This window comes from Metapseudomonas resinovorans DSM 21078 (assembly GCF_000423545.1).
GTDB classification, from domain to species: Bacteria; Pseudomonadota; Gammaproteobacteria; order Pseudomonadales; family Pseudomonadaceae; genus Metapseudomonas; species Metapseudomonas resinovorans.
In genome coordinates, this window is sequence record NZ_AUIE01000027.1 from 1 (window position 1) to 24,290 (window position 24,290).

Here is a 24,290-nt window from a genome sequence, read left to right on the forward strand (position 1 = left end):
CATCCTGGCCCGCTTCATACACCACGACCACTCTGGCGGACGCCGGCAACGCCCAGAGCGCGCGCGTCTCCGCGATCGTTTGCACCACCTGCTCCAGGCGCGCCAGGGGCTGCGGTGCGTCGACTGTCTTCAGCCGGGGGTTGCGCCGGGCATCGCTCAGCGCCACTTTCCAACTGGCCTTGGCCAACTCCAGCGCCACTGCCAGGACCGGTTCATTCGCACTATGCTGTTCAACGTAGGCCGTTCGCATGTCGATTCCTCCTCTGGGCCAAACCTTCTATCCCCCGGATTAAGAATCGGCGTGCGGGCGGCCTTTGCATAGGATCTACATCGTTCAACCGCACCCGGAACCGTGAGTACTTCCATGTCCACCGCCATGCCTGATCTGAAACTCCTGCGCATCTTCGCCAGCGTGGTCCGCAACCAGGGCTTCGCCGCCGCGCAGCAGGAGCTGAACCTCTCCACCTCGGCCATCAGCACCTATATGAGCCAGCTGGAAGGGCAGGTCGGCCTGACGCTCTGTCACCGTGGGCGCGGCGGGTTCAGCCTGACCAGCAAAGGCGAGCTGTACTACCAGGAAACCCTGCGTCTGTTGGGCGAACTGGAAAGCTTCGAGCGCTACTCCGCGTCCCTCAAGGGCGAGCTGCGCGGCACGCTGAACCTCGGCGTGCTCGACTCCACGGTGAGCGATCCCGCTTTGCCGCTGGCTGAAGTGATCGGCGCCTACAGCCAGGAACACGCAGCGGTGCACCTGCACCTCTCGGTGATGAGCCCTTACGACCTGCAGCTCGGCGTGCTCGACAACCGCCTGGACCTGGCCATCGGCGCGTTCTCCACGCGGATGAACGGCCTGGTCTACCAGCCGCTCTACCGCGAACAGCACTGGCTCTACTGCAGTGAACGCCACCCGCTGTACAACGAGCGGCGCATTCCCGGCGAGCTCATCACCCAGCAGCGCATGGTGGGGCGTGGCTACTGGAGCCAGGCAGAACTGGCGCGCCACGGCTTCAAGCACAGTGCGGCGACCGTGGAATCCATGGAAGCGCAACTGATCCTGGTGCTGTCTGGCGCCTACATCGGCTACCTGCCCGAGCACTATGCCCAGCCCTGGGTCGAGCAGCAGCGCCTGCGGGTCCTGCTGCCGGCCACCTTCGGCTACCAGGCACCGTTTTCCATGATCCTGCGCCGGGGGCGGGCGAAGGAACCGTTGATCCTCACCTTCCGTGACCTGCTGCGGGCCCAACTGAACCTGCGCTGACGCTCGCAGAGTTTTTGGGATGTGCTTTGCGTTTGGCGACCTCACCCGCGAGTTCCTTGCAGGGGCGAATTCATTGGCCAAGGGTGGCGTAGCCGCCCGGACACCCTGTGGCAGAATGCGCCTCTCAGGAGACCCTTCATGCCTCGCCCTCAATGCCCGCGTTGCCAGCGCCCCGAAACCCATTGCCTGTGCCCGCTGATTCCGTATCTGGCCAGCCGCACCCGCGTGCTGCTGTTGCAGCATCCGAGCGAGGTGAACCATGCCCTGAACACCGCGCGCCTGGCTGCCCTGGGACTGGCGAATGCGGAGTTGCGCGTGGGCGAGCGCTTCACCGATCTGGCCGAGACCCTCGCCGATTCCCGGTTCCGCGCCTGCCTGTTGTTCCCCGGCGAGACGGCCCGGCCGGTGGGTGAAATGGGGGCCGCCGATCCGCGCCCGCTGCTGCTGGTGGTGCCCGACGGCACCTGGCGCAAGGCGCGCAAGTTGCTCTACCTCAACCCCGAGCTCGAAGCGCTGCCACGAGTGACCCTGCCCGAGGGGCTGACCTCCCGCTACCGCCTGCGCAAGGCACCCATGGCGGGTGCCCTGTCCACCCTCGAAGCCATCGTTGCAGCCCTCGACATCCTCGAAGCGCCGAATCGTTTCGATGAACTGCTGCGGCCGTTCGAGGCGTTGATCCAGGGACAGATCGAGGCGATGGGGGAGGAGACCTTCAGGAAGAATCACGGCGATGGTGAGTAAATCCCGAAGGGATGCACAAGCCAGCTCCCTCTCCCTTTGGGAGAGGGTTGGGGGTGAGGGTCGGTGGGAAATGCAGGGACTCGAAGGGGCAGGACTTCGTCCTGCTTGGCGATTGAAATGGCTCTGTCTGCATTACATGTTGCAAGTAGCTGCATTGCCCGTAGGAGCTGGCTTGCCAGCGAATGGCCGCGTTTCGCTGGCAAGCCAGCTCCTACAAGGCTCTTGGCCCGATGGTAAGTCTCTCGCAACCGCTAACGCAGACCTAGCGATTGAAATCGCCCCCACAGTGCCCAGGGGACTGAATCGCCTTACCGCTCGCGCATGGCTTCCTGCCGGGCTTTCAGCACCGGCTTGAGCAGGTAGTCGAGCACGCTCTTCTGGCCGGTGATGATGTCCACCGTGGCGACCATGCCGGGGATGATCAGCAGTGGGTGGCCGTCCTGTCCCAGGTGATTCTTATCGGTACGCACCTGGATCAGGTAGAAGCTCTTGCCTTCCTCGTCCTGGATGGTGTCGGCGCTGATCAGCTCCAGGCCGGCCTTGAGGCCGCCGTAGATGGTGTAGTCATAGGCAGTGAACTTGACCATGGCTTTCTGGCCGGGGTGCAGGAAGGCCACGTCCTGCGGGCGGATGCGCGCTTCGATCAGCAGGCTGTCTTCCAGCGGCACCACTTCCACCAGATCGCTGCCGGGCTGCACCACGCCGCCGATGGTGTTCACCTTGAGCTGCTTGATCACCCCGCGTACCGGAGACACCACGGTGGTGCGGCTGACGCGGTCATCGATGGCCTTGCCGGTGGAGGTTATCTTCGACAGCTCGGTGCGCACCTCGTTGAGTTCCTTGAAGGCGTCGGAGCGGAAGGCAAGCTGGCTTTCCTCCATCTTCCGCTCGATCTCGGACATGGCCGATTCGGCGCGAGGGATGGCCAGGTTGGTCGCCTCCAGTTCGCCACGGGTTTCCACGGCGCTGCGCTGCAGGCGGAGGATCTCCACCTGGGAGATGGCGCCGGCCTTCACCAGGGGCTGGGACATGTTCAGCTCCTGCTGGATCAGCCCCAGGCTGGAGCGGTACTGCCCGCTCTTGGAACGGAACTCGGCCAGTTCTTGCTTCTTCTGCCGCAGCTGTTCGCTGAGAATGCGCTGCTCGCTTTCGAGGCGCTGGGCGCGTGCCCGGTACAGCGATGTTTCGTCCTCGGCCAGTTGCGGCGCCTCGCGGATGATCTCTTCGGGCAGGGCCAGTTCGCGGCCCTCGGCTTCGGCTGAAAGGCGTTCGACGCGGGCCGTCAGGGCCAGCCTGTCAGCCTCGCTCTCGCCCTTGTTGGAGAGGAAGCGGGTGTCGTCCAGGCGCAGCAGCACGGCGCCCTTGTCCACCACCTGGCCCTCGCGCACGAGGATTTCCGAGACGATGCCGCCTTCCAGGTTCTGGATCACCTGCACCTTGCTGGAGGGGATCGCCTTGCCTTCACCGGTGGTCACTTCTTCCAGCACCGCGAAGTGCGCCCAGATCAGCGCCACCAGCAGCAGGGTACACGCCACCCAGACCGTGATGCGGGTGGCCCGTGGCGAGTCTTCCAGCATGGCGCCGGCCACTTCCGGCATGAACGCGGTATCGGCGCCGTTGCGGCGACCGAAGTAGGGGGTGGACTTTTCTGCGCTGGCCATGGCGTGTCTCCTCAGGCATTGCCCTGGCCGATGCGGCCTTTGCGCAGGGCGTCGATGACGGTGTCCTTGGGCCCGTCAGCGACCACCTGGCCGTTGTCCAGTACCACCAGGCGATCGACAAGCGCCAGCATCGAGCTGCGATGGGTGATGAGGATCAGTGTCTTGCCCGCCGACCAGGTCGCCAGGCGCTGCCGCAGTTGTTCTTCGCTGCTGTTGTCCATGGCGCTGGTGGGTTCGTCGAGCACCAGCAGTGGCGGGTCGAGCAGCAGTGCGCGGGCCAGCAGCACGGCCTGGCGCTGGCCGCTGGAGAGCAGTTGGCCACGTTCGCCCACTGGTCGGTCGTAACCTTGCGGGTGCTGGCGGGCGAGCTCGCCGACGCCGGTCATTTCCGCGACTTCGAGCATGCGCTCGTCGCTGACGTAGCGTGCGCCCAGGGTCAGGTTGTCGCGCAGGCTGCCGGCCAGCAACGGCAGGTCGTGGCTGACGTAGCCGATCTGCTGGCGCAGGTCGCCGATGTCGGTCTGCCGGAGGTCGATGCCATCCAGCAGCAGTTGGCCTTCGTCTGGCGCGTAGAAGCCGAGAATCAGGCGTGCCAGGGTGCTCTTGCCCGAGCCGCTGCGGCCGATGATGCCGACGCGTTCTCCGGCGGCCAGGCGCAGGCTGACTTTGTTGAGCGCCGGGGTGGTTTGCCCTGGGTAGCGGAACTCCACCTGACAAACGTCCAGGTTGCCCTTGAACACCTGGTGTTCCAGCGGCTGCTGGATGGCCTCGCGCTCCTGGGGCAGGGTCATCAGGGCGTCGGTGGATTTCATGGTCAGACGCGCCTGCTGGTAACGGGTTATCAGCCCGGCGATCTGCCCGAGTGGCGAGAGCACGCGGCTGTTGAGCATGTAGCAGGCCACCAGTGCACCGACGCTGAGGTTGCCGGCGATGATGCTGTAGACCCCGGCGACGATCACTGCCAGGCCGGCGAACTGCTGCATGAACAGGGTGCCGTTGGTGGCCAGGGCAGAGAGGAAGCGGGCGTGGCTGTCGAGCCGGGTGAGGGCGCCGTGGGTGTGTTCCCAACGATGCTGGCGCTCGCTTTCGGCGCCGCAGGCCTTGAGGGTTTCCAGGCCCGAGAGGGTTTCGATCAGCAGCGCCTGGCGTTCGGCGCCCAGGGTCAGGCTGCGCTGCACCGTGTCGCGCAGTCGCGTCTGGATGATCCAGGCGAAGAGCGCGGTGAGCGGGAAGGCGAGCAGCGGGATCACCACCAGGGGCCCGCCGAGCAGGCCGATCACCAGCAGCATCAGCACCGAGAAGGGCAGGTCGATCAGGCTGGTGAGGGTCACCGCGGTGAGGAATTCCCGCAGACCCTGAAAGTCGTGGATGCTCTGGGCAAAGCCCCCGATGGTGGCCGGCCGCGCCTTGATCGACATGCCGATGATGCGCTCGAACAGCGTCGCCGAAAGCACCACGTCAGTCTTCTTGCCGGCGTTGTCCAGCAGGTTGGCGCGCAGCACCCGCAGCAGCAGGTCGAAGCCAGTGCCAATGAGCAGGCCGATGGTCAGTACCCAGAGCGTCGAGGTGGCCTGGTTGGGCACTACGCGGTCGTAGGTCTGCATCACGAACAGCGGCACCAGCATGCCCAGCAGGTTGATCAGCAGGCTTGCCAGCATGGCATCGGCATAGAGCCAGCGGGACAGCCGCAAGGTGTCGCGGAACCAGGAGGTTACCCGTGGCACGAGCGGCGCGTGGGCATCCTCCAGTTCATGGCGCGGGCGAGCGAACAGGGCCTGGCCGCTGTACTCCAGGGCCAGTATGTCGCGGGGCACCCATTGCTCGCCGCCGTCGGCTTCGCAGGGCAGGATCAGCGCGCGGCCCTTGTCGTCGAACCGGGTCAGTACCGCGCTGCGGCCGCCCTTGAGCAGCAGCAGCAGCGGCAGGTTGAGTGGCGAGATGGCGTCCAGTTCGCGGCGCAGCAGACGACCCTGCAAACCGGCGCGCGCCGCCGCGCGAGGCAGCAGTTCCGCTGACAGGCGCTGGCCCGGCAACGGCAGGCCGCTGCTCAGGCTGGCGCGGCTGGCGGCACGACCATGCAGCCGGCATAGGATCAGCAGGCCGTCGAGCAGCGGGTCGTCATGGCCCTGGCGCGGATCTCTGGGACTGTCAGTCCGTTCCATGGTGGTCATGGTCCTGGACTCCCATGCGGGTTCACTTCATATCCGGCAACTGGGCTTCGCTCCTCACCTCGGTGAGGGCGACGGCTTCAGCCGGGACCACGACTTTCTGTCGGCGCAGCAGGTCGCCCATGGCCGAAATCACCCGGTACATGGAGAACTCTTCGGTGTAGCGCACCTCGACATAGCGGCGGTTGGCGGTGAAGAGCTCGTTCTCGCTGTCCAGCAGGTCCAGCAGGGTGCGCTGGCCGAGGCCGAACTGCTGCTGGTAAGCCTCGCGGACGCGGGCCGTGTAGTCGGCGTAGGCGCGTGCCTCGGGGGTCTGCTTGCGGGCGTTTTCCATGGCGTTCCAGGCCAGGGCAAGGTTTTCGTTCAGCACCCGCAGTGCGTTGTTGCGGATGTCCATCGACTGGTTGATCTGGTGGGCGGCGGCTTGCAGACGGGCCTTGTCGCGCATGCCGTTGAACAGGTTGTAGTTCATCACCACACCGGCCCGCCAGGTGTTGTAGTGACCCTCGTCACCTTGCACGTTGTCGTCAGCAGTGGTGGCCAGTTCGGCGTCCAGGCGCGGGTAGAAGGGTGCCTTGGCGGATTCGTACTGGCTCTCGGCGGCCTGCACATCGGACTGGGCCGATTTCAGCAGAGGGTTGGTTTCCATCACGCCCTGGCGCGCGGCCACGAGGTCGGCGGGCATCTCACCCTTGATGGTGGCCGGCGTCACCAGTTCGTCGGCCGGCACGCCTACGGCGCTATAGAAATTGGCTTCGGCGTCGGCCAGGTTCACTTCCTCGGTGTAGAGGTTGTTCTTGGCCAGGGCCAGGCGCGCTTCGGCCTGGTCGAGGTCGGCGGTGCTGCCCACACCGCGCTCGCTGCGCAGGCCGATCTGGTCGTGGATACGCTCGTGGGCCATCAGGTTGTTCTTGGCCAGTGCCACCATCTCACGACGCTTGAGCACGTCCAGGTACACCTCCACGGTGCGCAGTGCCAGGCTCTCGGCGGTACCCAGGGTGAAGTAGGCGCGTGAATTGACCACGGCCTTGGTGCGATCCACCTCGTTGGGCGTGTTGAAACCATCGAACAGCATTTGCCGCAGACGCAGTTCGGCATCACGGAAATTCAGGGTTTCCTTATTGTGATCGCCGAGCGCTCGTGTGGACGGGCTGTCGCTCTGCTCCCGACCTACACCGGTTATCAGGTCGACGGTCGGCAAGTACCCACCTTTGGCGACTTTCGCTTCTTCGTCGGCGACCAGTCGATTCTGGGCGCTGGCGAGGAGTTCGGGGTGTTTGTCCAAGGTGCTCTGGATCGCGTCCGTGAGCGTCATGGCCTGGATTTGCGTGGCAGCCATGGCAAGCAGAATGCTGGACCACAGGGGAGTGAAAGTGCGCATTTTTTGTCGTTCTCCATGTCGGATTCTTGCTTCCTGGCGCCGAAAAATTGGCGAAAATCCATGGCAAACCGTTTCAGGCTTGTAACATCAGAGCTAAGAACAACTTTAGAAGGGGCTAAGAAGAATTTTTCACATGGATTATCAGGAAAAATTCTTATGCACTCGTCGGAAATCCAAGACATCTTTTTGCCAGCAGATCGCATGTTTTGGGGCTTCCAGGCCCCACTTGTGGGTGCCAAATGTGGTCAAGCACATATCAAGGAACTCAGGGCGGGGTAAATCCGACGGAGTAGGGCGACGTCGGACTGCGTGACGTTTTATTGACATTGCGTGGTTTTGTGCGGGTGTGAGCCTCTTCTCTCTGACGCTTCTTCATCGGACCGATGTCCGGTTTGACGTGCTGTGACTCTCATTGACTAGTGTCGGCGCTGCCCGTTTGGCAGCACGCGGTGCGGGAGGAAGGAGTCATGGCTGGATCAATCGGGGTCGTTCGGCAGGTCGTAGGTGAAGTCTTCGCCGTGGCAGCGGATGGTTCGCGTCGCTTGCTCACCGAAGGCGATCGGGTATTCGCTGGCGAGCAACTGGTCACCGGCGCCCAGGGCGCGGTGGCAGTGGCCCTGGCCAACGGCCAGGAACTGGTGCTCGGTCGCGAGAGCAGCATGGCACTGAACAACAGCTTGCTGGCCGGCACCCCAGATGCCACCCAATCTGCCGCCGCTGATTCCGCCGCCACACCCAGCGAGCAGGACCTCACCGACGTCGAGAAGCTGCAGGCCGCCATCGAGGCGGGCGTAGACCCGACCCAGGCAGCCGAAGCAACTGCGGCAGGGCCGGGCTCGGGTGGCGGTGGTTCCGGTAACGCCGGTGGCGGTCACTCCTTTGTGCTGCTGGGAGAGACCGCAGGCAGGGTCGATCCCAATATCGGCTTCCCTACTGGCCCGATCGGCTCCGTTCCCGAGTTTCCCAATCCCGATGTCGCCATCGCGGCAGAGGAACTGGAGGTCGTCGTACCTCCGGTCAACGGTGTGCCGGTCGCCGAAGATGATGCCCAGACGGTCGAAGAGGGCGGCGAAGGCGTGCAGGGCAATGTGCTGGATAACGACGACGGCGGCCCCGATCTGCCGACGCAGTTCCTTTCCTGGCAAGCTCCCGGTGCATCCAGCGGTCCGAACGGCAGCCTGCTGGTGAGCACCCCGTATGGTGTGGTGACCCTGAACCCCGACGGCAGCTACAACTTCGAACTGGCCAACGGTACGCCGGCAGTCGAAGGGCTGGGCGAAGGGGAAACCGTCAATATCGACTTCGGCTACAGCATCCAGGACGGCAATGGCGACCAGAGCTCCGCAAATCTGACCATTACCATCGTCGGCCAAAATGACGTTCCAACCGTGGAAGTCAATTTCCCCAATGCCGAGGGCGGTGTCGTCCGGGTGTTCGAGCGTGGCCTGCCTGGCGGTTCCAGCGAAGGCGATGGCAGCAATGTGGTGCATGGCACCTTCACGATTCGGGACCCTGACGGCCTGGATAAGTTGAAGAGCCTGGGCGTTGGTGGCCTGGACCTGCAGATCGACCCGGATCACCCGCTTGCCAGCTTGATCGGCGGGGGGTTCGAAGCGGCTTTTGGCACGGTTCGGATCACAGGATTCGACGCTTCCACCGGCACCTTCAGCTTCAGTTACACGCTGACCAGGCCCATTTCCGACCTCGCCGCAGGCGACGAGCGAGATGGATTCCTCATCAGTTTGAGCGACGGCCTGGGGCTACCGATTTCGACCAATGTCAGCATCGAGATCGTCGACGATGTGCCGCAGGCTAACCCCGACAGCGGCAGCCTGACCGAGAACGGCGTGCCGTCGAGCCTGTCCGGCAATGTGCTGGGCAACGACGTTGGCGGTGCCGACCAGCCCAAGGCCTTCACCAGCTGGAACGGTGTGGCAGGTGCCACCACGGGCGAGAATGGCAGCCTGCTGGTGAACACCCCGTATGGCGTGGTCACCCTGAATGCCGACGGTAGCTACAGCTTCGCGCTGGCCAACGGTTCGGCCGCGGTGGAAGCCCTGACCGAAGGCCAGCAGGTGACCCTGCAATACGCCTATTCGATGCAGGACGCCGACGGCGACCCGAGCAATTCGACGCTGACCCTCACCATCATCGGCAGCAACGACATCCCCACCATCGAGGTCAGCACCCCGGATGCCGAGAACGGGCTGGCCCAGGTCTTCGAGAAGGGCCTGGCGGATGGCAGCAGCGCGGGTGACGGCAGCACGGTCACCACTGGCAGCTTCACGGTCGCGGATTCGGACGGCCTGGCCAACCTGAAGACCCTCAGCGTCGGCAGCCTGACGGTCGACCTGACCACCAGCGGCTTCGCCAGCCTGGTCGGGCAAAGCTTCGCGGCTGCCCATGGCACGGTGCTGATCACCGGCTACAGCAACGGCACCTACAGCTTCAGCTACACCCTGACCGAAGCCATCACCGACACCGCTGGTCCGGAGACGGACGGCTTCCTTATTAATGTGGGCGACGGGCTGGCCAATGCGTCGGCCACGGTGACCATCGAGATCGTCGACGATGTGCCGCAGGCCAACCCGGACAGCGGCGGCCTGACCGAGAACGGCGTGCCGTCGAGCCTGTCCGGCAATGTGCTGGGCAATGATGTCGGCGGTGCCGACCAGCCGAAGGCCTTCACCAGCTGGAACGGTGTGGCAGGTGCCACCACGGGCGAGAATGGCAGCCTGCAGGTGAACACCCCGTATGGCGTGGTCACCCTGAATGCCGACGGCAGCTACAGCTTCGCGCTGGCCAACGGTTCGGCCGCGGTGGAAGCCCTGACCGAAGGCCAGCAGGTCACCCTGCAATACGCCTATTCCATGCAGGACGCCGACGGCGATCCGAGCAATTCAACGCTGACCCTTACCATCACCGGCAGCAACGACATCCCCACCATCGAGGTCAGTACCCCGGATGCCGAGGGCGGGCTGGCCCAGGTATTCGAGAAGGGCCTGGCGGATGGCAGCAGCGCGGGCGACGGCAGCAACATCACCACCGGCAGCTTCACGGTCGCGGATTCGGACGGCCTGGCCAACCTGAAGACTCTCAGCGTCGGCAGCCTGACGGTCGACCTCACCACCAGCGGCTTCGCCAGCCTGGTGGGGCAAAGCTTCGCGGCGGCCCATGGCACGGTGCTGATCACCGGCTACAGCAACGGCACCTACAGCTTCAGCTACACCCTGACCGAAGCCATCACCGACACCGCTGGTCCGGAGACGGACGGCTTCCTTATTAATGTGGGCGACGGGCTGGCCAATGCGTCGGCCACGGTGACCATCGAGATCGTCGACGACGTGCCGCAAGCGAAGGCCGACGATGCTTCGGTCAGTGAAGGCAGCAGCGTCAGCGGAAACGTGGTCAGTGGCGCTGGCTTGGGATCGGTAGCGGACGTGTTCGGTGCCGATGGCCGACCCTCACCGGCGACCGGCGTGGTGGGCGTGCGTACCGGTGGCGATGTTTCGACGCCGGCCGCTGGCGGCGTGGGGGTGCCAATCGATACCGGCCTGGGCACCCTGGTGCTGCATGCCGACGGCAGTTACACCTACACCAGCCACGCCAACGCCCTGGGGCAGGCGGGTGCAGTGGATACCTTCACCTACACCATCGTCGACGCCGATGGTGACCTGAGCACCACGACCCTGACCATCGACCTGTCGAACATCACCGTGGTTGGCGACGTGAAGGCCGGCTCGGACGACGACGTCCGCGAGGCAGCCCTGGGCTTCGGCAGCGAACCCACCAGCAATGACGAATTCGCCAGCGGCACCCTGGTAGCCAACGGAGGCAACGGCCCCTACAGCTTCAGTCTGGGCGTTGGCGCCGGCACCGGCCAGTACGGCCAGTTGGTAGTCAACAGCAATGGGTCTTACACCTACACGCTGATTTCTGCGCCCAAGGTCAATCCGGACAACAACGGCAACAACCTGCAGTTCACTGAAACCTTCACCTTCACGGTGACCGATGCCAACGGCAATACCGGCATCGGCACCCTGACCATCGACATCATCGACGATGTGCCGAGCATCAGCGTGAGGGGGCTGGAAGGGCTCGACCTGCAGGTCGACGAGACCACCCTCGGCGCCACCGACAGCACCAGCTTCGCCGGAGCCTTCTCGTCGGTGTTCGGCGCCGATGGCGCAGCCCTGAGCAATGCCATTACCTACAGCCTGGATGTGAAGTCGCCAGGGGTGGACAGCGGCCTGCGCGATACTGCGACCGGCAGCAGCATCCTGCTGTTCAAGGAAGGCGCGGATATCGTCGGCCGCGTGGTTGGAGGAGGGCAACTGGCGTTCCGCCTGAGTGTGGCCGCTGACGGCACGCTAACCTTGGATCAATCGCGGGCGATCTTCCACACCCCCAATGACGGGCCGGACCAGGCCGCAGGGCTGGCCGGTACCGACCTGATCACCCTGAACGCCACCATTACAGACGGCGATGGTGACCAGGACAGTGCCTCGCTCGACCTGGGCAACGCCATCAGCTTCAAGGATGACGCGCCCAGCATCGATCCCTACGTGAAGGTCTGCCTCGACGACGATGCCTTGCCCTACGGCAACCCCGGCGGCGAGGGCGACAGTGATCCCGACACTCGGAACACCAGCGGCACCATCGCCCATGATTTCGGTGCTGATGGCCCGGGTGAGATCGAGTTGCAGGATAGCGGCGCACCCCATGGTTTCACCTATGTGGAAACCCAAGGCGGCCTGCTCATCAAGCAGGGCGACGTGACCGTTATCACCATCACCCTGGACAAGTTCACCGGCGCCTACACCGTCACCCAGAACGCACCGATCCTGCATGCCAACGGTTACGACGAGAACGACCTGACCTTCGAGGTCGAGTACAAGATCGTCGACCGCGACGGCGACCGCGCCGATGGCTCGCTGTACATCAAGGTGGATGATGACACGCCCATGGTCAGCACCAGCCCCGTGGTGCAACTGGATGATGATGCCCTGCCAGGCGGCAACGCCTATGGCATGGGCGACGTCACGCCGGATACCGCGAATGTCACCGGTAAATTGGGGCATAGCTTCGGGGCGGACGGTCCTGGTTCGATCACGCTGCTTACCAGCGGCGCGCCCGATGGTTTCAGCTACGAGAAGCACGGCGACAACCTGTTGATCAAGCAGGGCGGCCTCACTGTCCTGACTCTGACCCTGAACTGGGCGACCGGTGCGTACAGCGTCGTTCAGAACAACCCGATCATGCATCCGGCCGGGTATGACGAAAACGATGTGAGCTTCAGCATTGCCTACAAGGTGACGGATGCCGATGGCGATAGCGCCACGGGCAGCCTGGTCATCAATGTGGACGACGATACACCCAAGGCATATGCCGACAGCGCCAGCATCATCGAAGGCAGCGTCCCCGCCACCCTGGGCGGCAACGTGCTGGACAACGATGCCGGTGGTGCCGACCAGACCAAGGCCTTCACTCGTTGGAATGGCGTAGCCGGTGCCACGCCGGGCGATAACGGCAGCCTGCTGGTAAGTACACCCTATGGCGTTGTCACCCTGAATGCCGATGGCAGCTACAGCTTCGCACTGGCCAATGGTTCGGCGGCCGTGGAAGCGCTGGAGCCGGGCGAGCAGGTGGTCCTGCACTACGCCTACAGCATGCGTGATGCCGATGGCGACGCCAGCGACTCGACCCTGACCCTCACCATCATTGGCAGCAACGACACACCGACGGTTGAGGTCAGTTTCCCGGATGCCCAGGGTGGAATGGCCCAGGTCTATGAGAAGGGGTTGCCGGAGGGTTCCAGCGCCGGTGATGGCAGTACTCAGGTCGATGGCACCTTCACTATTGGCGACCCTGATGGCCTGGGAGATCTGCAGTCGCTCAGCGTCGGCGGCCTGACGGTGGACCTGACCACCAGCGATTTCACCAGTCTGGTCGGACAGAGCTTCACCACTGCCCATGGCACCGTGCAGATCACCGGCTATAGCAACGGTACCTACAGCTTCAGCTACACGCTGACCGAAGCCACTACCGATGGCGCCGGACCGGAGACGGATGGCTTCCAGATCACCGTTAGCGATGGCGTGACCAGCGCCTGGGCCACGGCGACCATCGAGATCGTCGATGATCTGCCGCAGGCGAAGGCCGATGGTGCATCGGTCAGCGAAGGCAGCAGCGTCAATGGCAATGTGGTCAGCGGCGCCGGTCTGGGCTCGGTGGCGGACGTGTTCGGTGCCGATGGACGTCCGTCGCCGACCACCGGTGTGGTGGGCGTGCGTACCGGTAATGACACGTCGACCCCGGTTTCGGGAGATGTCGGCGTGCCCATCGATACCGGTCTGGGCACCCTGGTACTGCATGCCGACGGCAGTTACACCTACACCAGCCATGCAAACTCCGTGGGTCAGGCCGGCGCGGTCGATACCTTCACCTACAGCATTGTCGATGCCGATGGTGATCTGAGCACCACGACCCTGACCATTAATGTGTCCAATTACACGGTGGTCGGCAGTGTGCAGGCCGGCTCGGATCAGGATGTGCGTGAAGCCGCCCTGAGCTTTGGCAGCGCGCCAACGAGCAACGATGAGTTCGCCAGCGGCACCCTTGTGGGCAGTGGCGGCAACGGGCCCTATAGCTTCAGCCTGGGTGTCGGAGCGGGCAACGGCCAGTACGGCCAGTTGGTGCTCGGCAGCAACGGCTCGTACACCTACACCTTGCTCTCTGCGCCCAAGGTCAATCCGGGCAACAACGGCAACAACCTGCAGTTCACGGAAACCTTCACCTTCCAGGTTGTCGATGCCAACGGCAACACCGGCACCGGCAGCCTGACTGTCAGCATCGTCGACGACGTGCCCGATATCAGCGTGACGAGTCTGGGCGCCCTGGGCGCGCAGGTGGACGAGACCAATCTTAGCCTCAATGCCAGCACCAGCTTCGCCGGGGCCTTCACGACGGTGTTCGGCGCTGACGGAGCGGCTGTCAGCAACGCCATCACCTACAGCCTGGATGTGAAATCTGTGGGTGTGGACAGCGGGCTGAAGGACACCGCGACGGGCAACAGCATCCTGCTGTCCAAGGTTGGTTCGGACATCGTCGGCCTGGTCAGCGGCAGCGGGCAGGTGGCGTTCCGCCTGAGCGTGGCCGCCGATGGCACGGTAACCCTGGACCAGCAGCGCGCGATCATTCATTCGCCGGACAGCGGGCCTGACCAGGTGGCTGGCTTGTCCAGTGCCGACCTGATCACCCTGACCGCCACCATTACCGATGGCGACGGCGACAAGGACAGCGCGACCCTCGATCTGGGCTGCGCCATCAGCTTCCGCGATGCCGCTCCGACGGTGAACAGCAATGTCGTGGTGCAACTGGATGACGACGCCCTTCCCGGCGGAATTCCGAATGGCTCGGGTGACGATCCTGACTCGGCGAATGCCACGGGCAGCGTAGGGTTCGGTTTCGGTGCCGATGGCGCTGGTGATGTCCAGTGGCTGACCACGGGCGCGCCTGACGGCTTCACCTATGTGAAGTCCGGCACCACCTTGTTGATCAAACAGGGCACTACCACGGTCATTGAAGTAACCCTCGACAGCACCACTGGTGCCTACGGGGTGACCCAACTCGCACCCATCCAGCATGCGCTGGGCGACCAGGAGAACGACCAGCTCTTCACCCTGGCCTATCAGGTCGCCGACAAGGACGGCGACTCCACCAACGGCACCCTGGATATCAAGGTCGATGACGATACACCGCATGCGAAGAACGACAGTGCCGATGTGGCCGAAGGCTGTGGCCAGGACTTCAACGTGGTGTCCGGCAACGTCCTGCTGGGTAGCGACAACGCAGTGGGTGGCGGTGATGACGATGCCTTCGGTGCTGATGGTGCGGGCCGCATCCAATCCATCCAGATCGGTACCGTCACCTACAACTGGAATGGCGCCGGCAGCATAAGCCTGAGCAGTGGTGGCAGTCTGTCCGGCAACGTGCTGAGTGCGATCACCACACCTGGCGGCGGCAAGCTGAGTTTCGATTTCACCACCGGCGCCTGGACCTACGTCGCGTCGAACGATGTGGTGGCCGACACCAGCGAGAGCTTCACCTATAGCATCATCGACAAGGATGGAGACCCGTCGAGCGCCTCGCTGACGGTGCGGATCGAAGACGCTTCGCCAGTGATCGGCCGCGTGGACGAGGACGAGCTGCCGGGTGGCATCACCGACGGTGATGCCCAGACGACCGTGGTGACCGGCAATCTCGGCGAGCTGCTGGTCGGCACCCCGGTTGGCGCGCAGTTCAGCGTGACCGCTACCCCACAGGCGATGCCCGTGCTGACGTCCGATGGCGTTGCGGTCACCTACTCACGCGAGGGCGACACCCTGGTCGCCAAGGCCGATGCGGATACCGTCTTCACCCTGCAGGTGGGTAGCGATGGCAGCTACACCTTCACCTTGCTGGGCGCGCTGGACCATCCCGGCGGCGCGGGTGGTGACGACCAGATTCTCACTCTGAATCTGACAGGGGCCCTCCAGGCGAGCAATGGCAGCGGGAACCTGCCGTTGGCAGGAGATCTGCTTATCCAGGTGGAAGACGATATTCCGACAATCCTGGCCGCCTCGAACCTGGTCTACTCGAATAGCAGCAATCCTGGTGGAGCGACTGGCGTCTTCGATTACAGCACCGGTGCGGATACCCGCGGCAGTGGGCCTTTCTCGGCCACGGACTCGGACTTCACTTCCATCAGTCTCAGCGGCACCGTCGGCGGTAGCGCTATTTCGTCGACTGCTGTCACCTGGGTTTCCGAAACTGCCTCGACAGCAACCTTCGATATCAGCTTCCGGTATGCGCCGAATCCGGCCAGCCCGGGCGTGCTCGATGATGCTGCCGGTACGCTGGTGTTCGATAAGGCCAACGGCACCTACACGGTGTCGCTGAATGAGCCGATCCAGGGCTTCACCATCTTCAAGACCAGTACATCGCTGAGCATCTCCGGATACGAGGTAAACAGTACGTTACCGGACAATACCCAGCCGGCGGTGTCGGTGGTGGAGCTGGATAACGATTTCTACGTCCAGTACACCAGCTACTCCGAACCCGGCAGCGGCACCGACGAAGATAACCTGCGGGCCGGCACGGACAACACGTCGGTCTTCAGTCAAGGCGAGCTGTTCAGCCAGAGCACCTCATGGGTCAGCGTGAGCAACTTGGACAATGGCGTGGGCGGAGACACATTGGGCAAGGGCGAGGTGCTGGACCTGAACTTCTATACCTCGAATCCCAAGGGCAACCTCGGCGTCGAGCCGTCTGCCCGTGCGGCCGGGATGTTCCTCAAGTTCGACGGGGTTGGCAATGAAGACCTGGTTGTCGTGCTCAAGCTGATCGGTGCGGGCGGTACCAAGACCACGCGAGCATTGGTCGTGAGCAACAGTGACATCATGACCGCCAACAGCGTGGCACTGGCTGCCTACGGCATTACCCTGGGCAACAATGACGGGGCCATCGTCATCGAGAGCAACGACTTCAATGCGTCCGGCGAGAGTTGGCAGATTTACGGCGCACAGATACTCACCAGCGTCGAAGACATCACCACCTCCAGTGCCATCGACTTCAATTCGGCGCTTGGGGGCGGTGGCGCCTCGAATGTAGCCAATGGAACCAGCTTTGGCTCGTCGGCAACCGATAACGATGTGCTCAAGGTTTCGGATATCGGCTTCATTACCGCCGAGAGCAATACACTGGATACCGAACTGGACTTCCAGGTGGGTATCAAGGACGCAGACGGTGATTCCACCTCGACCCAGTCGCTGCATGTGACGATGGAGGCGGGCAGCACCTTCGTAGGCACCACAACCAGTGATGTGATCCAGGGGACCAGTGGCAGTGATCATCTCTCCGGCATGGCGGGGGATGACGTGCTGGTGGGGGGATTGGGCAACGATGTGATGGACGGAGGGGTCGGTAGCGACACGGTGTCTTACGACGGCGCCAATGTGGGTGTTGCAGTGGATCTGGCTCTGATTGGCCAGCAGAACACCGGCGGCGGAGGCCTGGATACCCTCATCGACATCGAGAATCTGCTGGGCTCGCGCTTCGATGACGTGCTCACCGGCAACAGCGGCGACAACGTACTCGCTGGCAATGGCGGCGACGACCTGCTCGATGGCGGCGCCGGGGCGGATACCTTCAAGTGGTTGCCTGGCGACAGTGGCGTCACCACCATCGCCGGCTTCAACCCGGGCGTGGACAAGCTGGACCTGTCGCAATTGCTCAGTGGCGAGCACAGCGATGTAGGCAGCCTGGACGATTACCTGACCATGGCCTTCGGTGCCAACACCACCATCACGGTGGACAGCAACGCGGCGGCGGCGGGCGGGGAAGGACAGACCATCGTGCTGCAAGGGGTGAATCTGATGGCCGCATATAGCGCACCGGATACCGCCTCGGTGATTTCGCACATGCTCGATGACGGTTCGTTGAAGGTGGATGTCTGATCGGCGGAAGGGGGCCGCTCTCAGGGCGGCCCCGATTCTCGATGGCAAAGGGAGGGAACCATGGTTTTCGTGCAACGCGACGAAAAAGGCAGAGTGCTGCGGGTGGAACACGAGCCCTTCGAGAGCATGACCCAGAGCATGCCGGCCAACGACCCGGAGGTGCAGAGCTGGTTCGCCAGCCGCAGCCTGCATGACCACCTGATGTCCTTGCAGCATTCCGACCTGGAATTGGTGCGGGTGATCGAGGACCTGGTGCAGGTACTGGTGAGTCGGGGCTTGATGAACTACACCGACCTGCCGGAACCTGCTCGTCACAAGCTCCAGCACCGTGCCTACGCCCGTGCGCAGGTGGAGGATCTGGGCGGATTGGTGCCCGACGAGACGCGCTTGCCGCAGTGAACGGGTTGCACCTGGACGCGTGCAAAGCCAACGCTCGCGCGTCTACGCCGGGTTCACCTCCGAACTTGTAGGAGCGAGCTTGCTCGCGAACAGTCCGAGCGCGATGGTTCGCAAGCAGCTCACCACCTACCGAAACGCCGACTTCACCCGGCTAGTCAGAGTCTTTCAATCATCACAGGCAGGGCCGGTTACTCATGCCAGGGCGCCGGTGCGCCGATCAGTCGGCCCATGGCCCCCTGGATTCCCAGTTCCTTGAGCACCTCCAGCTCCCCCTCGGTTTCCACCATCTCCGCGATCAGTGGCAGGTCGATGCTGTTGGTCGCGCGGAACAGCGCTTCGATGAACAGGCGTTTGTCGCTTTCCTGGTCGATGGTGCGGATGTAGGTGCCGTCGATCTTCAGGTAGGCCAGCCCCAGGTGGGCCAGGTTGCCGATCAGGCTGAAGCGTCCGCCGAAGTGCTGCAGGCCCACGCTGTAGCCGGTTTCGCGAATTGCCTGGCAGATCTGCCCGAGCTCGTTCGCGGGCGGTAGATGGCGCTCATCCAGTTCCAGCGTGAGCAGCGCCGCTTGCTGTGGATGGCTCTTCAGCAACGCGAGCAGGCGTTCGCGGTTGTCGCCCTGTTGCAGGCTGGCGGCTGACAGACTGAGGGCGATAGGCGAAGGCGTCTGCTGCAGATGCGCCAGGCAGTGCTCCAGCATCGCCAGGTCGAAGCGCGCGGCCCAGCCCAGGCGTTCGATCCAGGGCAGGAAGCGTCCGGCGGGGACGGCTTCGCCCTGGGGGTCGAGCAGGCGCGCCAGCACTTTGTGGTGCAGGATTTGCGCGGCATTCGTACAGAGGCCCACTGGCTGGAAGTAGAGGCGCAGCTTGCCCTTGTTGAGTGCGTCGTCGATCCAGACCCGCCAGTCGTGCAGGCTCTGACCAGGTGCGGCGTCGTAGTCGTCCAGGCGGACCCAGGGTCGGTCCGTGCTTTGGGCCGCCTGGGCCAGCGCCTGATCGGCACGGCCCATGACCTTATGGATGTCTTCCCCCGGTCGGTAGGCGGCGATACCCAGCAGGGCTACCGGGCTGCGGTCACTGGCGCCAGTGGCATGCAGGTTCTCCAGGCGATCAGCGAGCTCTGCGGTCAGGTGCTCGATGTCTTCGCTGTTGAGACCGGGGGCGAGCAGCGAGAACTCACCGCCGCGGCTGCGTGAGGCGAGCCAGTCGGGGGTGCCGCGCTTCTGTTCAAGGTCCTGGAGGAGCTCGCCGATATCCCGAATCAAGGCGTCGGTGCGCTGACCGCCGAGGCGCTGGTTGAGCCCAGCCAGGTCGTTGACCCGCAGCAGCAGCAAGTAGCCGGCGGCGTTCTGGTCGTTGGGCACCAACTGGTTGGCCAGGCGAATGTCGAACTGACGACGGTTGGCCAGGCCCGTGAGGCTGTCCTGATAGGCTTCTTCGCGCAGGCGTTCGCTGCGTGCGGCTTCCTCGGCGAAGAGGTTGCGCAGCTTGTCCACCATCTGGTTCATGGCCAGTACCACGCGACGCAGCTCCGGCGTGCGCGGCACTTTCGGCAGGGCTAGAAATTCTCGGCGGCTGATGGCTTCGGCTTGCTGGACCATGTTGTCCAGCGGCCGCAGTTGGGTACGCAGCAACCACGCGCCGACCAGCGCGCTGAGCAGGCCACAGAGCAGCAGCCAGGCGAGACTGCCGACTGCGCTGTCCCAAAGCTTGGCCAGGGCGAACTGGGGATGGCTGAGCACCTCCACCCGCGCCGCCTGTTGCCAGCCGCGCATGATCAGCGCATCGCCTCCCTGGGGCCGCAGATCGACCAGGTTGGCGAACCAGCTGGGCACCTGTTCGCTGGTCGTGGTGGTGCGGCGCTCGGCAATGACGCCGCCATCGGGGATGCGCACCACTCGGATGCTGGCGAAGTAACCGCTGTCGAAGATGGAGCTGACCATCAGTTCGATCATTGCCGCGTCGTCGACATGGGGCGTCATCGACAGGCCAAGCGCCGTCGCCGCGTCCTGGGCATGGGAGCGCAACTGGCTGAGCAACTGCTCGCGGGAGCTTTCGACTCCGGCGAGGAAGCTGCCGGCGAAGGCCAGTGCGAGCAGCAGGCAGATGGCCAGGAACAGTTGCTTGAGTAACGACATGAACTAACCCTCTCCAATGGCGAAGCCCTCGGCTCGCATCTTTTTCAACAGGTCCTGCCAGCGCGACAGTTTCTTGGTATCACCGGCGCGCTTGGCGCCGGTGTAGAGGCCCTCGGCATTGAAGGCATACACCGGCAGCAGGTCGGTGCGCTGGGAGGCGGGACGGATCTCGCCGATCAGGTTGTCCAGCACCAGGGGATCGGCGGTCGGGGTCTTGTAGTAGGTGAGCACCATATGCGCCTGGTTCTGGCGCAGGGCCTTGACGTAGGTGATGCGCAGCTTCTCGGCGGGAATGCCGAGCCGGCGCAGGGTGAAGTACTTGGCGATGGAGTAGTCCTCGCAGTCGCCTGCCCCCTTCACCAGGGCCTCGACCGGGGTGGCCCAGTAGTCGTTCTCGCGCCAGGTGCGGATATCGTCGGTGAAGCGGATCTGGCGGTTGAAGAAACGGTTCACCGCGCTGAGCTTGTCGGCCTCGGGCAGGTCGGCGCTGCCCTGGATCAGCTCGCTCCAGGCAAGAATGCGCGCCTTGGCCGGGCCGAGGTCGCCGTAGCGTTTCGAGGCGTTCTGCAGGATCAGCTCGAAGTCCCAGTTGGCCAGCACGCTGGCCAGGCAGAGCAGCAAACCGGCGAGCAGGCAGCCGCCTTGCCATGCCAGCCACGAGGGGTTCCGCAGTTCCTTTGCTGCCCACCGTTGCCGCATCAGCCGTCTCTCCGCCCAGGATGCTCAGAGTCTAGGCGGAAATCGGCGATCTGCCGGGGCTTCAGTGGCTGCGCAGGGTTTTCTGGCGAAGGATGTAGACGCTGACCAGCACGGCGCTGGTGAGCATGAAGCCACGGGCCCAGGGCAGGGGCACGAGGAAGCAGGAGAGGGTGATGCTGGTCCACATCAGGCCCAGGGCGTAGACCTTGCCCTTGAGGGGGATGCCCTGGCCTTCCAGGTAGTCGCGAATCCAGGGCCCGAGTTTCGGGTGTTCCACCAGCCAGAGGTAGAAACGCCGCGAGCTGCGTACGAAGCAGGCCGCGGCGAGCAGCAGGAAGGGCGTGGTAGGCAGCACCGGCACGAAAATGCCGATCACGCCCAGCACAACGCTGAGCCAGCCGATGATCAGGAGGACCATGCGCAGCGCCGGGTGGCGCTGCTGCTGGATATCGCTGTGCGCCATGCGCGCCTGGCCTTAGTGGTGGCGGGGCTTGAGCAGGGCGGGCTTTTCTTCCGGGGCGTTGCAGAGCAGGAAGAGGGCGGTCAGCAGTTCGGGGATCTGCTCGATCATCTCGTCCACCAGGTTGCGGTCCTTGGCGATGTCGGCGAACTCGGGCTGCTCGTCGAACAGGCCGGAGCCCACCATGATCGGCAGCAGCAGTTCACTGACTTCTTCCTCGGCGTTCTCGAACCAGGCTTCTTCACGCAGGAACACGCCTTCCATGAAGCCGATGCACCAGCCGCGCAGGTCGGAGTCGTCCGGGTCACTGCCCAGGTCCAGGTCGCACGGCAGTTCGGGGTCTTCATCGCTGGCCAGTTGGCGGGCGATGTGGGCCTTGAGGGCCAGCAGGGTGGTTTCGATCTCTTCGCGCTCGGCGTCGCTGCGGTAGTGCGGCGGCTCTGCGAACAGGGCGTCGATCCATTCACGCTCGGGCACCTGGTCCGGGCAGATCGACAGGGCGGTCAGGTAGCCGTGGGTGGCCACATAGTCCAGAGCCTCCTCGTGCAGGTCATCGGCGTCGAGAAAGGCTTGCAGGCGGGACAATTGCGCAGCGAAGGACATCGTGGGACTACCTTGAGGGATAAACGACGCTGAATTCTAGTCGAGTGCGAGGTCCGCGGCAAAAGGCACGCGCGATGGGCGATGGGCGTGGCCATCTTGCCGGTGCGGCTGACGTATAATGCGCGGCTTGTTCCGGAGACCCCCATGCTCGATCAGGCACTGCGCATCCTCAAAGACGTATTCGGCTACGACGCTTTCCGTGGCAACCAGGCCGCGATCATCGAACGTGTGGCGTCGGGTGGCGATGCCCTGGTGCTGATGCCCACCGGCGGCGGCAAGTCGCTCTGCTACCAGGTGCCGGCGCTGCTGCGCGAGGGCCTGACGGTGGTGGTGTCGCCGCTGATCGCGCTGATGGAGGACCAGGTTGCCACCCTGGATGAACTGGGTGTGCCGGCCGTGGCGCTGAACTCCATGCTGACCGCTGAAGCCCAGCGGGAGATCGCCGATCGCATTCGCCGGGGCGAGATCAAACTGCTCTACCTCGCGCCTGAGCGCCTCGTGCAGCCGCGAATGCTGGCATTCCTGCAGCGGCTGCAGATCGGCCTGTTCGCCATCGACGAAGCCCACTGCGTATCCCAGTGGGGGCACGATTTCCGTCCGGAATACCTGCAACTCGGCCAGTTGGCCGAATTGTTCCCCAATGTCCCGCGCATGGCGCTGACCGCCACCGCCGACATGCGTACTCGCGAGGAGATGGTCCAGCGCCTGCACCTGCAGAACGCCGAGCGTTTCCTGTCCAGCTTCGACCGGCCGAACATCTTCTATCGCATCGTCGCCAAGGATCAGCCGCGCAAGCAGCTACTGGGCTTCCTGGCCGAGCGGCGGGGCGATGCCGGCATCGTCTACTGCATGTCGCGCAAGAAAGTGGAGGAGGTGGCGTCCTTCCTGTCCGAGCAGGGATTCCCTGCGCTGCCCTATCACGCGGGCCTGCCCAACGACCTGAGGGCGTTTCACCAGAAGCGCTTCCTCAATGAGGAAGGGCTGATCATGGTCGCCACCATCGCCTTCGGCATGGGCATCGACAAACCCAACGTGCGCTTCGTTGCCCACCTGGACCTGCCCAAGTCCCTCGAAGCCTATTACCAGGAAACCGGTCGCGCCGGCCGCGACGGCCTGCCGGCGGATGCCTGGATGGCCTATGGCCTGCAGGATGTGCTGCTGCTCAAGCAGATGTTGAGCAACTCCGAGGGTGACGAACGCCACAAGCGCATCGAACAGCACAAGCTGGACGCCATGCTGTCGCTCTGTGAGGAAACCCGCTGCCGCCGCCAGGCACTGCTGACCTACTTCGACGAGGAGTTGCCCCAACCCTGCGGCCACTGCGATATCTGCACCGACGGCGTACAGACCTGGGATGCCACCGAACCGGCGCGCCAGGCGCTCTCGGCTATCTACCGCAGCGGCCAGCGCTATGGCGTCGGCCATCTGGTCGACCTGTTGCTGGGGCGTGACAACGAAAAGGTGAGGTCCTCTGGCCACCAGCACCTGTCGGTGTTCGGCATGGGCAAGAGTCTGTCCGAGAATGAATGGCGAACCCTTTACCGGCAGTTGGTCGCCCGCGGCCTGGCCGATGTGGACCTGGAAGGCTTCGGCGGTTTGCGGTTGACCGAGGCTTGTCGCCCGCTGCTGCGCGGCGAGGTGCGACTGGAGTTGCGCCGCGACCTGTCGACCAAAGCACCCAAACCAACCGCCAGCGCTGCCAGCCAACTGGTGCGGGGCGAGGAGCGCGAGCAGTGGGAAGCCCTGCGTACGCTGCGCCGCAAGCTGGCGGAAGAACACAGCGTGCCGCCCTACGTCATCTTCCCCGATGCGACCTTGCTGGAGATGCTACGCAGCAAGCCGCGCAGCCTGTCCGAGATGGCCCAGGTCAGCGGTGTGGGTGCGCGCAAGCTGGAACGCTATGGAGAGGCCTTCCTCGAGGTACTGAGCGGTACCGGAGAAGCGCCGCCGGCCGTTGCCGACCTGCGCCACGAGTTGGTGAGCCTGGCTCGTGCGGGCATGACCCCGGCGCAGATCGCCCGTCAGCTCAATTGCAGCGAGAAGAATGTCTACAGCCTGCTGGCCGAGACCATCGGCAACCAGCAACTGAGTCTGGAGCAGGCGCTGGACCTGCCGGAGGAACTGCTGGGCGAGATCCAGGATGCCTTCCTGGACGGCGAAGGTGAGCTGCCGCCGGTGGCAGAAGTGGCCGAGCTTTTCGCAGGCCGGGTGCCTGATGGCGTGCTGCATTGCGTGCGGGCGGCCCTGCAGGCGGAATTCGAGACCTGATCGGTTCGAACTTGACGTAAA

Annotated in this window: 13 protein-coding genes; 5 read left to right on the forward strand and 8 right to left on the reverse strand. The window is 64.1% G+C overall.

Features of this window, described 5'->3' with window-relative positions; all coding sequences use genetic code 11:
• Positions 1 to 250 (reverse strand): hypothetical protein (locus G559_RS29090; protein WP_036997578.1); only part of this gene is annotated, 250 nt, incomplete at its 3' end.
• A gap of 114 nt (positions 251 to 364) precedes the next feature.
• Between G559_RS29090 and G559_RS0118725 the strand changes: the two genes are divergently transcribed.
• A complete protein-coding gene (locus G559_RS0118725; protein WP_028629714.1) occupies positions 365 to 1,258 on the forward strand; it encodes a LysR family transcriptional regulator in 894 nt (297 codons plus the stop codon).
• 138 nt (positions 1,259 to 1,396) lie between these two features.
• Complete coding sequence (locus tag G559_RS0118730) at positions 1,397 to 1,999, forward strand: tRNA-uridine aminocarboxypropyltransferase (protein ID WP_028629715.1); 603 nt, start codon at positions 1,397 to 1,399, stop codon at positions 1,997 to 1,999.
• A 308-nt stretch (positions 2,000 to 2,307) separates the two neighbouring features.
• Here G559_RS0118730 and G559_RS0118735 read toward each other — a convergent pair whose 3' ends face one another.
• The 3 genes from G559_RS0118735 to G559_RS0118745 are packed head-to-tail and all read right to left on the reverse strand — an operon-like array spanning position 2,308 to position 7,209.
• Complete coding sequence (locus tag G559_RS0118735; protein WP_028629716.1) at positions 2,308 to 3,660, reverse strand: HlyD family type I secretion periplasmic adaptor subunit; 1,353 nt, start codon at positions 3,658 to 3,660, stop codon at positions 2,308 to 2,310.
• A gap of 11 nt (positions 3,661 to 3,671) precedes the next feature.
• On the reverse strand, positions 3,672 to 5,831 hold the full coding sequence (locus G559_RS0118740; RefSeq protein WP_028629717.1) for a type I secretion system permease/ATPase: 2,160 nt from the start codon (positions 5,829 to 5,831) through the stop codon (positions 3,672 to 3,674).
• Between the two features lie 22 nt (positions 5,832 to 5,853).
• Positions 5,854 to 7,209, reverse strand: coding sequence for a TolC family outer membrane protein (locus G559_RS0118745; RefSeq protein ID WP_028629718.1), 1,356 nt, complete (start codon positions 7,207 to 7,209; stop codon positions 5,854 to 5,856).
• Between the two features lie 467 nt (positions 7,210 to 7,676).
• Here G559_RS0118745 and G559_RS0118755 point away from each other — a divergent pair, with 467 nt between their 5' ends.
• Complete coding sequence (locus tag G559_RS0118755; RefSeq protein WP_028629719.1) at positions 7,677 to 17,705, forward strand: retention module-containing protein; 10,029 nt, start codon at positions 7,677 to 7,679, stop codon at positions 17,703 to 17,705.
• A gap of 60 nt (positions 17,706 to 17,765) precedes the next feature.
• On the forward strand, positions 17,766 to 18,104 hold the full coding sequence (locus tag G559_RS0118760; RefSeq protein WP_028629720.1) for a hypothetical protein: 339 nt from the start codon (positions 17,766 to 17,768) through the stop codon (positions 18,102 to 18,104).
• 188 nt (positions 18,105 to 18,292) lie between these two features.
• Here G559_RS0118760 and lapD read toward each other — a convergent pair whose 3' ends face one another.
• The 4 genes from lapD to G559_RS0118780 all read right to left on the reverse strand — a co-directional run bounded on the left by lapD (position 18,293) and on the right by G559_RS0118780 (position 22,001).
• Positions 18,293 to 20,239 (reverse strand): cyclic di-GMP receptor LapD, encoded by a 1,947-nt coding sequence (gene lapD / locus G559_RS0118765; RefSeq protein WP_028629721.1) that lies wholly within the window; start codon positions 20,237 to 20,239, stop codon positions 18,293 to 18,295.
• Between the two features lie 3 nt (positions 20,240 to 20,242).
• Positions 20,243 to 20,938 carry a cysteine protease LapG gene (lapG, locus tag G559_RS0118770; protein WP_051246764.1) on the reverse strand — a complete coding sequence of 232 codons (696 nt, stop codon included), beginning with the start codon at positions 20,936 to 20,938 and terminating at the stop codon, positions 20,243 to 20,245.
• Between the two features lie 61 nt (positions 20,939 to 20,999).
• Entirely contained in the window at positions 21,000 to 21,401 is a 402-nt protein-coding gene (locus G559_RS0118775) for a YbaN family protein (protein WP_036997579.1), read from the reverse strand.
• Positions 21,402 to 21,413: 12 nt separating this feature from the next.
• Positions 21,414 to 22,001: a UPF0149 family protein gene (locus tag G559_RS0118780; RefSeq protein WP_028629724.1), complete on the reverse strand. Its 588-nt coding sequence runs from the start codon at positions 21,999 to 22,001 to the stop codon at positions 21,414 to 21,416.
• Between the two features lie 144 nt (positions 22,002 to 22,145).
• On the opposite strand from G559_RS0118780, the gene recQ reads away from it, so the two are divergent.
• A complete protein-coding gene (gene recQ, locus G559_RS0118785) occupies positions 22,146 to 24,269 on the forward strand; it encodes a DNA helicase RecQ (RefSeq protein WP_028629725.1) in 2,124 nt (707 codons plus the stop codon).
• Positions 24,270 to 24,290: the final 21 nt, after the last annotated feature.

Bases quoted from the DNA above. Each gene is read 5' to 3' on its own strand.
- G559_RS0118725 (WP_028629714.1), top strand. From the start codon at position 365: ATGTCCACCGCCATGCCTGATCTGAAACTCCTGCGCATCTTCGCCAGC.
- G559_RS0118730 (WP_028629715.1), top strand. From the start codon at position 1,397: ATGCCTCGCCCTCAATGCCCGCGTTGCCAGCGCCCCGAAACCCATTGC.
- G559_RS0118735 (WP_028629716.1), bottom strand. From the start codon at position 3,660: ATGGCCAGCGCAGAAAAGTCCACCCCCTACTTCGGTCGCCGCAACGGC.
- G559_RS0118740 (WP_028629717.1), bottom strand. From the start codon at position 5,831: ATGACCACCATGGAACGGACTGACAGTCCCAGAGATCCGCGCCAGGGC.
- G559_RS0118745 (WP_028629718.1), bottom strand. From the start codon at position 7,209: ATGCGCACTTTCACTCCCCTGTGGTCCAGCATTCTGCTTGCCATGGCT.
- G559_RS0118755 (WP_028629719.1), top strand. From the start codon at position 7,677: ATGGCTGGATCAATCGGGGTCGTTCGGCAGGTCGTAGGTGAAGTCTTC.
- G559_RS0118760 (WP_028629720.1), top strand. From the start codon at position 17,766: ATGGTTTTCGTGCAACGCGACGAAAAAGGCAGAGTGCTGCGGGTGGAA.
- lapD (WP_028629721.1), bottom strand. From the start codon at position 20,239: ATGTCGTTACTCAAGCAACTGTTCCTGGCCATCTGCCTGCTGCTCGCA.
- lapG (WP_051246764.1), bottom strand. From the start codon at position 20,938: ATGCGGCAACGGTGGGCAGCAAAGGAACTGCGGAACCCCTCGTGGCTG.
- G559_RS0118775 (WP_036997579.1), bottom strand. From the start codon at position 21,401: ATGGCGCACAGCGATATCCAGCAGCAGCGCCACCCGGCGCTGCGCATG.
- G559_RS0118780 (WP_028629724.1), bottom strand. From the start codon at position 22,001: ATGTCCTTCGCTGCGCAATTGTCCCGCCTGCAAGCCTTTCTCGACGCC.
- recQ (WP_028629725.1), top strand. From the start codon at position 22,146: ATGCTCGATCAGGCACTGCGCATCCTCAAAGACGTATTCGGCTACGAC.